General features: G+C 70.9%; 10 protein-coding genes. 9 read left to right on the forward strand and 1 reads right to left on the reverse strand.

From position 1 onward, the window contains the following. Positions 1-54: 54 nt before the first annotated feature. Positions 55-1,356 (reverse strand): OmpP1/FadL family transporter, encoded by a 1,302-nt coding sequence (locus tag CHC02_RS20775; RefSeq protein ID WP_089393324.1) that lies wholly within the window; start codon positions 1,354-1,356, stop codon positions 55-57. Between the two features lie 323 nt (positions 1,357-1,679). Between CHC02_RS20775 and CHC02_RS20780 the strand changes: the two genes are divergently transcribed. The 9 genes from CHC02_RS20780 (at position 1,680) to CHC02_RS20820 (ending at position 13,355) form a co-directional block, all read left to right on the forward strand. After that, complete coding sequence (locus CHC02_RS20780) at positions 1,680-2,660, forward strand: AAA family ATPase (protein ID WP_089393325.1); 981 nt, start codon at positions 1,680-1,682, stop codon at positions 2,658-2,660. A 13-nt stretch (positions 2,661-2,673) separates the two neighbouring features. Beyond that, positions 2,674-3,624, forward strand: coding sequence for a DUF58 domain-containing protein (locus CHC02_RS20785; protein ID WP_089393326.1), 951 nt, complete (start codon positions 2,674-2,676; stop codon positions 3,622-3,624). Further along, positions 3,621-4,127 carry a DUF4381 domain-containing protein gene (locus tag CHC02_RS20790; RefSeq protein ID WP_089393327.1) on the forward strand — a complete coding sequence of 169 codons (507 nt, stop codon included), beginning with the start codon at positions 3,621-3,623 and terminating at the stop codon, positions 4,125-4,127. The genes CHC02_RS20785 and CHC02_RS20790 overlap by 4 nt, the downstream gene beginning before the upstream one ends. Continuing rightward, on the forward strand, positions 4,114-5,115 hold the full coding sequence (locus tag CHC02_RS20795) for a vWA domain-containing protein (RefSeq protein ID WP_089393328.1): 1,002 nt from the start codon (positions 4,114-4,116) through the stop codon (positions 5,113-5,115). The genes CHC02_RS20790 and CHC02_RS20795 overlap by 14 nt, the downstream gene beginning before the upstream one ends. A 1-nt stretch (position 5,116) precedes the next feature. After that, positions 5,117-6,703, forward strand: a complete 1,587-nt coding sequence (locus CHC02_RS20800; protein WP_089393329.1) for a VWA domain-containing protein — start codon at positions 5,117-5,119, stop codon at positions 6,701-6,703. Then, on the forward strand, positions 6,700-8,013 hold the full coding sequence (locus tag CHC02_RS20805) for a BatD family protein (RefSeq protein WP_089393330.1): 1,314 nt from the start codon (positions 6,700-6,702) through the stop codon (positions 8,011-8,013). Before CHC02_RS20800 ends, CHC02_RS20805 begins: the two co-directional genes overlap by 4 nt. A 14-nt stretch (positions 8,014-8,027) precedes the next feature. Further along, positions 8,028-9,041, forward strand: a complete 1,014-nt coding sequence (locus CHC02_RS20810) for an HAD family hydrolase (RefSeq protein WP_089393331.1) — start codon at positions 8,028-8,030, stop codon at positions 9,039-9,041. 97 nt (positions 9,042-9,138) lie between these two features. Further along, a complete protein-coding gene (locus CHC02_RS20815) occupies positions 9,139-10,719 on the forward strand; it encodes an arylsulfatase (protein WP_089393332.1) in 1,581 nt (526 codons plus the stop codon). Between the two features lie 125 nt (positions 10,720-10,844). After that, complete coding sequence (locus CHC02_RS20820; protein WP_089393333.1) at positions 10,845-13,355, forward strand: fused MFS/spermidine synthase; 2,511 nt, start codon at positions 10,845-10,847, stop codon at positions 13,353-13,355. Positions 13,356-13,397: the final 42 nt, after the last annotated feature.

The raw sequence follows: 13,397 nt of genomic DNA on the forward strand, positions 1-13,397 counted from the left end.
TTGTTGGACGGTTCGGCAGGGTTGCAGTGGGTGATTCGCGGATGGGGCGGCGTGTCAGAAGCGCCAGGTGGCGCCGCCGCCGATGATGTGCAGCGCGGCGTCCTTGTAGGTGCCGGAGAGGGTGGTGCCCGAGCGCGCCTTGGTCTGCTGGACGTCCATGTCGCCCAGCCATACCAGGGTGTAGGCCAGGTGCAGGTCCAGCCCCTCGTCGACCTGGTAGTTGACCCCGGTGGCCAGGCGCCAGGCCTCGCCCATGGGGTTGTCGACGGTGCGGTCCTTGTCGTCCACGGCCGAGCTGTCGTAGCCCAGGCCGAAGCTCCAGCGCCACTGCTTGCTGGCCTGGTACTGGGCGCCGAGGGAGGCGTGCCAGGTGTCCTTGTACTGGCGGTCGACGGTGCGGCTGACGCCGCCGGCGTTGGCGTCCACCTCCACGCCGAACTCGCCGAAGTCGCTCCAGTCCTGCCAGCCCAGGCTGCCCAGCAGCTTCCACTGCGCGTCGAGGTCGTGGGCCACGCTCAGCAGCACTGTCTGCGGCACGTTCATGTCCAGTTCCAGCGAGTCCACGTCGGCGCGGCGCAGGGCGGCGTTGATGATCGGGTTGCTGACCTTGCGCACGTCGGGGCTGTCCTTGAACTCCAGCTTGACCTTGCTGGTGTAGGCCAGGCCGATCTGCGTGCTGGGGCTGACGCGGTAGAGCAGGCCGAGGTTGATGCCGGTGCCGACGTCGGTGTCCTTGTACTCCAGCTGGCCGTCGGGGCGGTCGAGCAGGCCCAGCAGGTTGTTGTTGATGGCCGTCTCGTTGCGGTAGTAGGCGTACATGATGCGCGGGCCGATGCCCACGGACAGGTCGTCGGTGAACTTGTGCGCCAGGGTCGGCTGGAAGGACACGCCGATGACTGCCGCCTCCTGGTTGAAGTAGCGGCCGGCCCAGTCGTCGTCGTAGTCCAGGGCCAGGCCGAAGTTGCCGTACATGCCGAAGCCGATGGCCGAGCGCTCGTCGAGCTGGTGGCTGATGAACAGGCTGGCGCCGGGCAGGTACTGCAGGGCGTTGCCGCCTTCGTTGCCGTCGAACTGGTTGGCGCCATCGCGGGAGAAGCGCAGGTGGCCGAGGATCAGCTGGCCATTGGCGCTGACCTGCGTGCCCTTGAGTTCGGTGATGCCGGCGGGGTTGCTCATCAGCACGCTGGGGTCGCTGGCCAGGGCGGCGGCGCCGGCGTTGGCCAGGCCGTTGCCTTCCTGGCCGGCCTCGTAGATGAGGATGCCGCCGGCCCAGGCATGGGCGCTGGACAGGCCCAGGGCCACGGTCACGGCCAGGGTCTTCAGTCGCAGGCGGCGAGGCGGCGAGTGGTGGTGCATGGCGCTTCCTTTTGCTCGTGTATCGGGTGGGTTCCGGAACAGGCCTCGCTTGCCTTGCACACGCGAGAACCACCCCTTTGGGGGAGTGTTGTGACACAGACCAGCCTAGATACTGACAGCGGTTATGCAACCTCGCAGGCCCAGGGCCGCGACGGGGATGTTCATTACACGACAGTGCGGCTTTTGCCGTGGCGCCGAACGAGGCGCGGGCTAGAGTTAGGGCAACCCTGCGCCAGCGCAGTGGAGTGGCAAAGCGCCAGGCATGGTGCGCCCGCCGCAGGGAAACCGCATGCGATGCGACGGCCGGAACAAGGAAAAAGACAGTGAGCACACGTGAGCAGATCGCCAGCCTGGAAGCCAGCGTCGGCGCGCAGGTACTGGGCCAGGAGCAGACCATCCGCAACATCCTGCTGGGGTTGCTGGCCAACGGCCATGTGTTGCTGGAGAGCCTGCCCGGCCTGGCCAAGACGCGCACGGTCAAGGCCCTGTCGAAGCACCTCGACGCGCGCATGAGCCGTATCCAGTTCACCCCCGACCTGCTGCCCTCGGACATTACCGGCGGCGAGATCCTGCAGCAGACCGAGGCCGGCAACCAGCTGAAGTTCCAGCCCGGCCCGCTGTTCGGCAACGTCATCCTCGCCGACGAGATCAACCGCGCCCCGGCCAAGGTCCAGGCGGCGCTGCTGGAGGCCATGGAGGAACGCCAGATCACCGTGGCCGGGCAGACCCACGCCATGCCCGGGCTGTTCATGGTGCTGGCCACCCAGAACCCCATCGAGCAGGAAGGCACCTACCCGCTGCCCGAGGCGCAGATGGACCGCTTCCTGATGAAGCTCTTGATCGACTACCCCAGGGTGGAGGATGAGACCCGGGTGCTGCGCCTGGTGCGCGCCGAGGAGCAGCGCCAGCAGGCCGGCGCAGCCGCCGAGGCGCCGGCGCCGCTGGCCCAGGAGGCGATCTTCGCCGCCCGCCGCGAGGTTGGCCAGGTGCACGTGGCCGAGGCCATCGACCGCTACCTGATCGACCTGATCAACGCCACCCGCCGCCCGGCCGACTACGACGCGGACCTGGCGCGCTGGATCAAGGTCGGCGCCAGCCCGCGCGGCGGCATCAGCCTGGACCGCGTGGCGCGCGCCCACGCCTGGCTGGCCGGCAGCGACTACGTCTCGCCCGACGACGTGCGCGCCGTGCTGCACCCGGTGCTGCGCCACCGCCTGCTGCTGTCCTACGACGCCGTGGCCGACGGCGTGAGCGCCGACCAGGTGGTCGACCGCCTGCTCGACAAGGTCGCGGTACCGGCCTGAGGGGAGGGTAGCCATGGCCCCTGCAACGCCCGTCGCCGACGGCTTCGTCTACGCCTCGCTGGAGCAACTGATGCTGCTGGAGCACCAGGTGCGCGGGCTCAGCTTCCTGTCGCGGCAGCCGCTGTCCAGCGTGCTTTCCGGCAACCACGCGGCGCGTCTGCGCGGCCGCGGGCTGAGCTTCGACGAACTGCGCCAGTACAGCCCCGGCGACGACCTGCGGCACCTGGACTGGCGCGCCTCGCTGCGCTACGGCAAGCCCTTCGTGCGCAGCTACACCGAGGAGCGCGACCGCCCGACGCTGCTGCTGGTGGACCAGCGCATGAGCATGTACTTCGGCTCCCAGCGCAACTTCAAGTCGGTGACCGCGGCGGAGCTGGCGGCCATCGGCGCCTGGATGGCCTTCCACGCCGGCGACCGGGTGGGCGGGCTGGTGTTCGGCGACCAGCGCATCGACTACGTCCGCCCGCTGCGCAGCCGCGCGCGGGTGGAGGCGCTGTGCTCGGCGGTGGTGCGGCACAACCATTCGCTGCAGGCGACACGCACCGACGACGAGTCGCCGGGGCAGCTCGACCGGGTGCTGCGCGAGTGCCTGGCGGTGGCCGGGCACGACGCGCTGATCGTGATCATCAGCGACTTCGCCGGCGTCGGCCCGCAGACCCTGCAGCTGCTGCGCCAGCTGAGCGCGCACAACGACGTGCTGGCGCTGCAGGTGTTCGACCCCATCGCCCTGAAGATTCCCGACCGCGGCCGCGTCACCGTCACCCAGGGCGAGCTGCAGGTGGAGCTGGAAGTGGGCCGGCGCCAGGTGCACCAGCCGCTGGGCGAATTCCTTTCCGGGCGGCTGAAGGACGTGGCCACGCTGCTGCGCCGCAGCCAGGTGCCGCTGATGATGTTCAGCACCGGGCGCGAGAGCCTGGAGCAACTGCGCGGCGAACTGGGCCGGCTATCGGGCGTGCCGCGATGAGCCTGGCCGCCGTACCGGGCATCGACCAGCTGCAGGAGCTGGCGTTGCCGCCACCGGTCACCGGCTACTGGCCGCAGACCTGGGGCTGGCTGGTGCTGGCGCTGGTGCTGGTCGCCTTGCTGGCGGCTTGGGGCACCTGGCGCTACCTGCGCTGGCGGCGCGACCGCTACCGGCGCGAGGCCCTGGCCCTGCTGGAGCAACTGAGCGTCGAGCTGGCCGACCCGCAGCGCCGCCTGGGCGCCCTGCGCGAGCTGCCGCAGCTGCTCAAGCGCGTGGCCCTGTCGCTGCCCGGCGGCGAGGCCGCGGCGCGCCTGGGCGGGCCGCAGTGGCAGGCGTTCCTGCAACGGCGCAGCGCCACGCCGCTGCCGGCGGATCTGGCGCAGCGCCTGGCGCTGCTCGCCTACGCCCCGGCTGCGCGCCTGCAGGCCCTGGCCGACAGCGAGGTACAGGCATTGCTGGCGGCCTGCCGGCACTGGATAGAGGCTCACCATGTGGCAGTTTGATTATCCCTGGCTGCTGTTCCTGCTGCCGCTGCCCTGGCTGGCGTACCGCTACCTGCGCGCCTACCACGAGTCGCGCAGCGCCCTGCGCGTGCCGTTCTTCGCCGCCATGAGCCGCGCCACCGGCCAGGCCCCGGGCAGTGGCCGGGCCGCCGGCGGGCGCTGGCAATTGTGGCTGAACCTGCTGGTGTGGGCCCTGCTGGTGGCCGCCTGCGCGCGCCCGGTGCTGGTGGAGAAGCCCATCGAGAAGGAACGGCCGATCCGCGACCTGATGCTGGCGCTGGACATCTCCCAGTCCATGGAGACCCGCGACTACGCAGGCCCCGACGGGCAGAAGGTGGACCGCCTGAGCGCGGTGAAGAGCGTAGTGCGCGACTTCATCGCCAGGCGCAAGGACGACCGCATCGGCCTGATCGTCTTCGGCACCGGCGCCTTCCCCCAGGCGCCGCCGACCCTGGACCACGCCAGCCTGCTGATGCTGCTGGACGAGGTGGGCATCGGCATGGCCGGGCCGAACACCGCCCTGGGCGACGCCATCGGCCTGACCATCAAGCTGCTGGCCGACGCGAAGGAGCAGGAGAAGGTGCTGATCCTGCTCACCGACGGCAACGACACCGCCAGCGCCATCACCCCCGACCATGCGGCGGCCATGGCCCGCGAGCGCGGCATCGTGGTGCACACCATCGGCATCGGCGACCCCGCGGCCAGCGGCGAGGCCAAGGTGGACCTGGACGGCCTGCGCGGCATCGCCCAGGCCACCGGCGGGCGCTTCTTCCGCGCTGGCGACAGCGGTGCCCTGCAGCAGGTGTACGCCACCCTGGACCGCATCACCCCGCACAAGGTGAAAACCTTCAGCCACCAGCCCAAGCGCGACCTGTTCTGGCTGCCCCTGGGCGCGGCGCTGCTGGCCCTGGTGCTGGCCCACGGCCTGGCGGCACTGGCCGGGCGCGTGAGCGCGCCGGGGCGGCGCCAGGCGCAGGCGGAGGGCTGAGATGAACATCGACCTCGCCGCCTTCCACTTCCTGCGCCCGCTGTGGCTGCTGGCACTGCTGCCCGGCGTGCTCTTCCCGCTGCTGTGGACGCGCCGCCACGACCTGGCGCGGCGCCTGGACGGCATCATCGCCCCGCACCTGCTGCAGCACCTGGTGATCACCCCGCAGGACAACCAGCGCCTGCGCCCGGTGCACCTGCTCGGCGCCTTCCTGGTGCTGGGCGGCATCGCCGCCGCCGGGCCGACCTGGGAGCAGGACCGCCCGGCCTTCCTCGACAACCGCGCGCCGCTGATCCTGGCCCTGGACCTGTCGCCCTCGATGGACGCCGACGACGTGCCGCCCTCGCGCCTGGAGGCGGCCAAGCACAAGCTGCACGACCTCATCCAGCGCCGCGCCGGCGGCCATACCGCGCTGCTGGCCTATGCCGGCAGCGCGCACCTGGTGCTGCCGGCCACCGAGGATCCGGCCCTGCTGGACAGCTTCCTGCAGGCGCTGTCCAGCAACCTGATCGAGCGCAGCGGCAAGGACGCCCTGGGCGCCATCGAGGTGGCCAAGCGCCTGCTGGCCGCCGAGCAGGCGCCCGGTACCCTGGTGCTGGTCACCGACGGCGCCGACCTCACCCAGTTCGACGCCATCGGCAAGGCCCTGCAGGGCAGCGAGCTGCAGGTGCTGGTGCTGGCCGTGGGCAGCCAGAACGGCGGCCTGCTCAAGGGCGGCCGGGAAGACGCCGAGGGCCGGCCGCTGCTGGCGCGCTTCGACGCCGAGGGCCTGAAGGGCCTGGCCGACGCCGCCGACGCGCCCCTGGGCAGCCTGACGCTGAACGACGATGACCTGGACTGGATCGAACTGCACGCCCAGCAGCACTTCCAGGCGGCCCAGGACGATGGCCGCGAACTGCACTGGAAGGATGCCGGCTACTGGCTGTGCTGGCCGCTGCTGGCGCTGGCGCTGCTGGCCGTTCGCAAGGGCTGGCAGGTGCACTGGCTGGGCGCGGCGCTGCTGGCCCTGGGCCTGGGCTGGCTGGCGCCGCCGGCGCACGCCGGGCCGCTGGCGGACGCCTTCTTCACTGCCGACCAGCAGGGCCGCTGGGCCTTCGAGCACGAGCACTACCCGCAGGCCGCGGCGCACTTCCAGGATGTGTACTGGAAGGGCATCGCCGCCTACCGCGCGGCGGACTACCCACAGGCCCTGGCCAGCTTCGCCCGGCTGGACACGGCGCAAGCGTATTTCTACCTGGGCAACACCTACGTGCGCCTGAGCAAGTTCGAGCAGGCCATCGCCGCCTACCGCAAGGCCCTGGCGCGCCAGGCGGACTTCCCCGAGGCCAGGGCCAACCTGGCCCTGGCGCAGGCCCTGCAGAAGGACCGCGACGCCCAGCAGGAAGCCGGGCCGCCGGACGAGAAGGCCGACAAGGAGGTGTTCGACAACACCGCCGGCAAGGGCAAGCCGGTGCAGAGCCAGACCGGCCAGGCCAGCTCCGACGAGCAGTGGCTGAGCAACCTGACCACCTCGCCGGCGCGCTTCCTCAAGCGCAAGTTCCTGCTGCAGGATGCCGCGCGCAACCCGGCCACGGAGGCCACGCCATGAAGCGCCTGCTGCTGTGCCTGCTGCTGGCCCTGCCCGTGCCGGCGCTGGCCGACGAACCGCTGGTGAAGGTGCGCAGCCAGCTGCTGCCGGGCGACTCGGTGCTGGTGGGCGGGACGCTCAGCCTGCAGCTGGACCTGCTGGTGGACACCTGGTTCAGCGCAGCGCCGCAACTGCCCAAGCTGGCGCTGGACGGCGCGGTGGTGTCGGTGCCCAGCGGCGAGGCCACGCACCTCACCGAGCAGATCGACGGCAAGCCGTTCTTCGGCCTGCGCTACAGTTACCAGATCACCCCGCAGCAGGCCCGCGCCTTCGACATTCCCGCCCTGGCTATCCAGGTGCGGCCGGGGCAGGGCAGCGGGCCGCTGACGGTGCACAGCCAGCCCCTGCATTTCACCGCCCGCGAGCCCGCCGGCGGCGAGGCCGGGGCGCAGCGGCTGGTGGCCCGGCAGCTCGACTTCAGCCAGGTGCTGGAGCAGTCACACAAGCCGCTGCGGGTGGGCGACAGCGTCACCCGGCGCCTCCACGTGCGGGCCGAAGGGGCCCAGGCGATGCTGATCCCGGCGCCGGCCTTCGCCGAGGTGGACGGGCTGCGCCGCTACGTGCAGACGCCGACGGTCAAGCCCATGGGCGACGGGCGCGGCGGCGTCGACGGCGGCGAGCGCGAGGACGCGGCGACCTACGTGGTGGGCGAGGCCGGCCGCTTCAGCCTGCCGGCCATCGAGCTGCGCTGGTGGGATGCCACCACGGGCGAGCAGAAGAGCGCCACGGTGCCGGCCCTGGACCTGGAGGCCAGGGGCGCGGCCGGCTACCAGGCGCCGTTCTCCATCACCGAGGACCTGCGCCGCCTGGGGCAGAAGGCCCAGGTGCACATCGCCGGGCACTGGCTGCTCATCGGCCTGGCCCTGGTGCTGCTGGCCGCGCTGGCGTTCGCCGGGCAGCACTGGGGCGCGCCGCTGGTCGGCCAATGGCGCAGCTGGCGCCAGCGCCGCCAGCAGGCCTGGCTGGACTCCGCCGAATACGCCTGGCGCCAGGTGCGCCCGCAGCTCGAAGGCTCGCCGCCGCAGCTGGGCGCGCTGTACCTGTGGCTGCGCCGGCGCACCGGATGTCACGAAATGAGTAGCGCCTTTGGCCGCCTGCCCGAGCCGACTGTCGATTATTTGCTAGCGTTTTTCAGAACTCGCTATGGACGCGAACACCGTGCAGACACCCCGGAGGCGCTTCTGAAGGCGCTGCCCGGGCTGCCGAAGGCTGTTGCCGAACACGACGAACCCGCACCGGCGCACCACAGCCTCAAGCCGTTGAACCCCTGAAGCAAGGACGTCCCATGTACGCACACCGCACGCCGCCCACCCTGCGCTGGATCCTCACCCTGCTGCTCTGCCTGCCGCTGCTGGCCCAGGCGGCCGAGGTGCTGCCGTCGTGGAACGACGGGCCCTCCAGGCAGGCCATCGTGAAGTTCGTCGAAGCGGTGAGCACCGAGGGCGGCAAGGACTACGTGAAGCCCGCCGAACGCATCGCCGTGTTCGACAACGACGGCACCCTGTGGAGCGAGCAGCCGCTGTACTTCCAGGTGCTGTTCGCCCTGGCCGAGGTGAAGCGCATGGCGCCGCAGCACCCGGAGTGGAAGGAGCAGATGCCGTTCAAGGCGGTGCTGGAGAACGACCAGAAGGCCCTGGAGGCGGCCGGCATGCGCGGCCTGCTGGAGATCGTCATGGCCACCCACACCAACATGAGCACCGAGGCCTTCACCGACAACGCCCGGCGCTGGCTGGCCAGCGCCACGCACCCGCGCAGCCACAAGCCCTACACCGAGATGGTCTACCAGCCGATGCTGGAACTGCTGGGCTACCTGCGCGAGCACGGCTTCAAGACCTACATCGTTTCCGGCGGCGAAGTGGCCTTCATGCGCGCCTTTGCCGAGGAGGTCTACGGCATCCCGCCGGAGCAGGTGATCGGCACCACCTTCGCCACCCGCTTCCAGGACGACGAGGGCGCGCTGTCGATCCAGCGCCTGCCCAAGCTCACCCACAACGACGACGGCGCCGGCAAGCCCGAGAGCATCGACGCCATCATCGGCCGCCGGCCGATCCTCGCCTTCGGCAACTCCGACGGCGACCTGCAGATGCTGCAGTGGACCACCGCGGGCGAAGGCCTGCGCTTCGCCGGCCTGGTGCACCACACCGACGGCGAGCGCGAATGGGCCTACGACCGCCAGAGCAAGGTCGGGCGCCTGGACAAGGCGCTCGACGAGGCCACGGAGAAGGGCTGGACCGTAGTGGACATGGCGAAGGAGTGGAAGCGGATCTATCCGTTCGAACAGCAAGCGGGAAACAACTGAACCGCAGGATCGCAGGGGGCGCCAGCCGGCCGGCCGGCGCCCCCGGTGAACGTAGTCGTGGCTCACGACAAGCAAACTGGAAAGGAGTAACACCCACATGAAACGCACGGGAAGATGGTTGTCGCGCTTCGCCCTGGCGGCGACGGCGATAGTCGGATGCTCGGTCGCCAGCGCCGCTGACAAGCCGAACATCCTGGTGATCTTCGGCGACGATGTCGGCCAGACCAACATCAGCGCCTACGCCTTCGGCGTGGTCGGCTACAAGACGCCGAACATCGACCGCATCGCCCACGAAGGCATGATGTTCACCGACTACTACGCGGAGAACAGCTGCACCGCCGGCCGTTCCACCTTCATCACCGGCCAGTCGGCGCTGCGCACCGGCCTGTCCAAGGTCGGCATGCCCGGCGTGCCGGTGGGCCTGCAGGACCGCGACATCACCATCGCCCAGGCGCTCAAGGCCCAGGGCTACGCCACCGGGCAGTTCGGCAAGAACCACCTGGGCGACCGCGACGAGTACCTGCCGACCAAGCACGGCTTCGACGAGTTCTTCGGCAACCTGTACCACCTCAACGCCGAGGAAGAGCCCGAGCGCCCGTACTGGCCGAAGGACGACGAGGCCTTCACCAAGGCCGCCACGCCGCGCGGGGTGATCCACTCCACCGCCGACGGCAAGATCGAGGACACCGGCCCGCTGAACAGCAAGCGCATGGAGACCATCGACGACGACACCACCCAGGCCGCCATCAACTTCATGGACAAGCAGGTGAAGGCCGACAAGCCGTTCTTCGTGTGGATGAACACCACGCGCATGCACGCCTTCACCCACGTGCGCGACTCGATGAAAGGGCAGAGCGGCATGCCGGGCAACGAGTACGCCGACGGCATGCTCGAGCACGACGGCGACGTCGGCAAACTGCTCAAGGCGGTGGATGACCTGAAGATCGCCGACAACACCATCGTCATCTACACCACCGACAACGGCCCGAACCAGTGGTCCTGGCCGGATGCGGCGACCACCCCGTTCCGCAACGAGAAGAACTCCAACTGGGAAGGCGCCTACCGGGTGCCGGCGATGATCCGCTGGCCGGGCCACATCAAGGCCGGCGAAGTCTCCACCCAGATGGTCTCCGGGCTGGACTGGTTCCCGACGCTGCTCGCCGCGGTGGGCGACACCGACATCAAGGAGCGCCTGCTCAAGGGCGCCAACATCGGCGGCAAGAACTTCAAGGTGCACCTGGATGGCTTCAACCAGCTGGACTACCTGACCGGCAAGGCCGACAAGAGTGCGCGCAACGAGTTCTACTACTTCAACGACGACGGCGAGCTGGTGGGCATGCGCTTCGGCGACTGGAAGATCGTCTGGTGCGAACAGCGCGCGCCCGGCGGCCTGCAGGTGTGGAGCGAGCCCTTCACCTGCCTGCGGGTGCCCAAGCTGTTCAACCTGCGCATGGACCCGTACGAGCGGGCGGACGTGGTCTCCGACCAGTACTACGACTGGCTGACCAAGAACGACTATCTGTTGTTCCAGGGCACGCAGAAGGCCGCGAAGTTCCTGCAGACCTTCGTCGAGTACCCGCCGAGCCAGCGCCCGGCCAGCTTCAGCATCGACCAGATCCGCGAGAACGTGGACAAGCAGATCGAAGCGAAGATGAAGCAGCAGGGCACTGCGAAGTAAGCTGTGCCGCATGGGAAGCCCGCGAGCCGGGCTTCCGGACCGATGCCTGCGACGGCTTTGCCGTCGCAGGCTTTTCCATTTTCCGACAAGGCCGTCCGATGTCCTCAGCTGCCAGCCCGCCCCGTATGCGATCCCGTCGTGCCGTTGGCGCGGAAGTCCCTTCCCGGGCCCACCTGCAGATGCTGCTCCCGGCCCTGCTGATGTTCGCCTCCGGGGGCGCGGCGCTGGTGTTCCAGGTGCTGTGGGTGAAACAGCTTTCCCTGGTGGTGGGGGTGGAGGTGTATGCCGTCACCACCGCCATCAGCGCCTTCTTCGCCGGCCTGGCCCTGGGCGGCCTGGCCTTCGGCCGCTGGGCCGACCGCCTGCGCCGGCCGGTGCGCCTGTACGCCGGCCTGGAGCTGCTGGTGGCGGCGCTCGGCGTCGCCGCCAGCGTGGCCCTGGCCCACGCCGCCGGGCCCTTCGCCCGCCTGGAGGCCGGCATTGGCCTGGCGGCCTGGCTATTGCCCTTCGCCCTGGTCGGCCTGCCGGCCTTCTTCATGGGCGGCACGCTGCCGGTGCTGGTGCGGGCGCTGAAACCGGCGAACGACCAGCTGGGCCGCGCCGGCGGCGGGCTGTATGCGGCCAATACCGCCGGCGCCATCGCCGGTACGCTGCTGGCGGCCTTCGTGCTGCTGCCGGCCCTGGGCGTGCTCGGCAGCGCCTGCGCCGCCGCCGGCCTCAACCTGCTGGCCGCCGCCGGCGCACTGCTGGCCCGCCGCGAGGCCGTGGAACCCGCCGCGTCCGCCGGGCAGCCGGTGGCGCCGCGCAGCCCCGCGGCGCGCCTGGCCATCGCCCTGTACTGCGTGGCTGGCGGCGTGGCCCTGGGCTACGAAGTGGTGTGGACGCAGTCCATCGTGCAGTTCATGAGCACCCGCGCCTTCGCCTTCGCCATGGTGCTGGCCACCTACCTCTGCGGCCTGGTGCTGGGCAGCGCGCTGTACGCCCGGCGCGCCGACCGCATCCGCGACCCCTGGGGCCTGTTCGGCCTGCTGATCGCCGCCGCCGGGCTGCTGGCCATCCTCCAGGTCGCCGGCCTCGGCCACTGGCTGGTGGGCGCGCAGACCCGCGCCGAGGCGCTGGTGCTGGGGCTGGGCGGCAGCGAGCTGGCCGGCATGTGCGCGCGCTTCGCCGTGGCCGCGCTGTGCGTGGTGTTCCTGCCCACCACGCTGCTGGGCGCCGCCTTCCCCCTGGCCCTGCGCCTGGCGGTGGACAGCGCCCACGTGGGCCGCGACGTCGGCCTGGTGGTGGCGCTCAACACCCTCGGCGGCATCCTCGGGGTGATGCTCACCGGCTTCCTGCTGGTGCCCGGCCTGGGCCTGGTGCGCAGCCTGGCGCTGCTCGCGGCGCTGGCCGCGGCCGTCGGGCTGCTGGCGGTATGCCGCGGCCAGCAGGTGGGCAAGCGCATGCGCCTGGGCGTGGCGCTGGTCGCCGTCGCCACCCTGGCGGCCGGCGCGCTCACCTCGCCGCGGCACCTGGCCGAACTGCTGCCGGCCGCGCGCAACGGGCAGATCACCTTCTACGAAGAGGGCCGCGGCGGCACCGTGGCGGTGGTGGAGCAGGGCAGGGGGCAGAACCGCTTCAGCCGCCTGTACATCCAGGGCGTGTCCAACACCGGCGACGCCATGCCCTCGCTGCGCTACATGCGCCTGCAGGCGCTGCTGCCGCTGCTGGTACACGACGGCGAACCGCGCTCGGCGCTGGTGATCGGCTTCGGCACCGGCATCACCGCCGGCGCCATGCTGCGCTACCCGGCCCTGCGGCACCCGGTGGTGGCCGAGCTGCTGCCCGAGGTGCTGGCCGCGGCGCCGCACTTCAAGGGCAACTTCGACGCCCGCCACGACCCGCGCCTGGACATCCGCCTGCGCGACGGCCGCCGCGAGCTGCTGCGCAGCGCCGAGCGCTACGACATGATCACCCTGGAGCCGCCGCCGCCCTCGGCCGCCGGCGTGGTCAACCTGTACTCGCGGGACTTCTACCAGCTGGCCGCCAGCCGCCTGGAGCAGGGCGGCATCGTCGCCCAGTGGCTGCCGCTGCCGACGCAGAACGAGGAGGACAGCCGCGCGCTGGTGCGCAGCTTCATCGACGTCTTCCCCCATGCCTGGCTGTGGACCACCGAGTTCCACGAGATGCTCCTGGTGGGCTCGCTGCAGCCGCTGCGCCTGGACGTGCCGCGCATCCGCGAGCGTTTCGCGCAGCCGGCGGTGGCCGCGGCCCTGGGCGAGGTGGGCGTGGACTCGCCCGAGGCGCTGCTGGCCACCTGGGTGACCGACCGCGCCGGGCTGGAAAGCTTCGCCGGCGACGCGCAGCCGGTCACCGACGACCAGCCGCGCATCGAGTACGCGCCCTGGGTGCGCGCCAGGGAGATCACCCGCGTGCTGCCGGCGCTGCTGGCGCTGCGCCGCGCGCCGCCGCTGGAGGGCGCCGAGCCGTCCTTCCGCGCCGCGGTGGACGAGCACTGGGCGCGCCTGCGGCGCTTCTACGACCTGAGCCTGCACGCCTACCGCGGCGACCGCCAGGCCTGGGCCCGCGACGCCCGCCAAGTGGTCCGTGACGACGGCGACAACCCCTACTACCGCTGGTTCCTGGGTGGCGAATAACGCCTCCGGCGTCCAGGCGGCTCCGAGGTCGACCTTGGCGTG

The organism is Pseudomonas delhiensis, assembly GCF_900187975.1.
GTDB classification, from domain to species: domain Bacteria; phylum Pseudomonadota; class Gammaproteobacteria; order Pseudomonadales; family Pseudomonadaceae; genus Pseudomonas; species Pseudomonas delhiensis.

Excerpts from the sequence above, each read along its gene's own strand:
- CHC02_RS20810 (WP_089393331.1), top strand. The coding sequence starts at position 8,028 with ATGTACGCACACCGCACGCCGCCCACCCTGCGCTGGATCCTCACCCTG.
- CHC02_RS20790 (WP_089393327.1), top strand. The coding sequence starts at position 3,621 with ATGAGCCTGGCCGCCGTACCGGGCATCGACCAGCTGCAGGAGCTGGCG.
- CHC02_RS20785 (WP_089393326.1), top strand. The coding sequence starts at position 2,674 with ATGGCCCCTGCAACGCCCGTCGCCGACGGCTTCGTCTACGCCTCGCTG.
- CHC02_RS20820 (WP_089393333.1), top strand. The coding sequence starts at position 10,845 with ATGCGATCCCGTCGTGCCGTTGGCGCGGAAGTCCCTTCCCGGGCCCAC.
- CHC02_RS20805 (WP_089393330.1), top strand. The coding sequence starts at position 6,700 with ATGAAGCGCCTGCTGCTGTGCCTGCTGCTGGCCCTGCCCGTGCCGGCG.
- CHC02_RS20795 (WP_089393328.1), top strand. The coding sequence starts at position 4,114 with ATGTGGCAGTTTGATTATCCCTGGCTGCTGTTCCTGCTGCCGCTGCCC.
- CHC02_RS20800 (WP_089393329.1), top strand. The coding sequence starts at position 5,117 with ATGAACATCGACCTCGCCGCCTTCCACTTCCTGCGCCCGCTGTGGCTG.
- CHC02_RS20775 (WP_089393324.1), bottom strand. The coding sequence starts at position 1,356 with ATGCACCACCACTCGCCGCCTCGCCGCCTGCGACTGAAGACCCTGGCC.
- CHC02_RS20815 (WP_089393332.1), top strand. The coding sequence starts at position 9,139 with ATGAAACGCACGGGAAGATGGTTGTCGCGCTTCGCCCTGGCGGCGACG.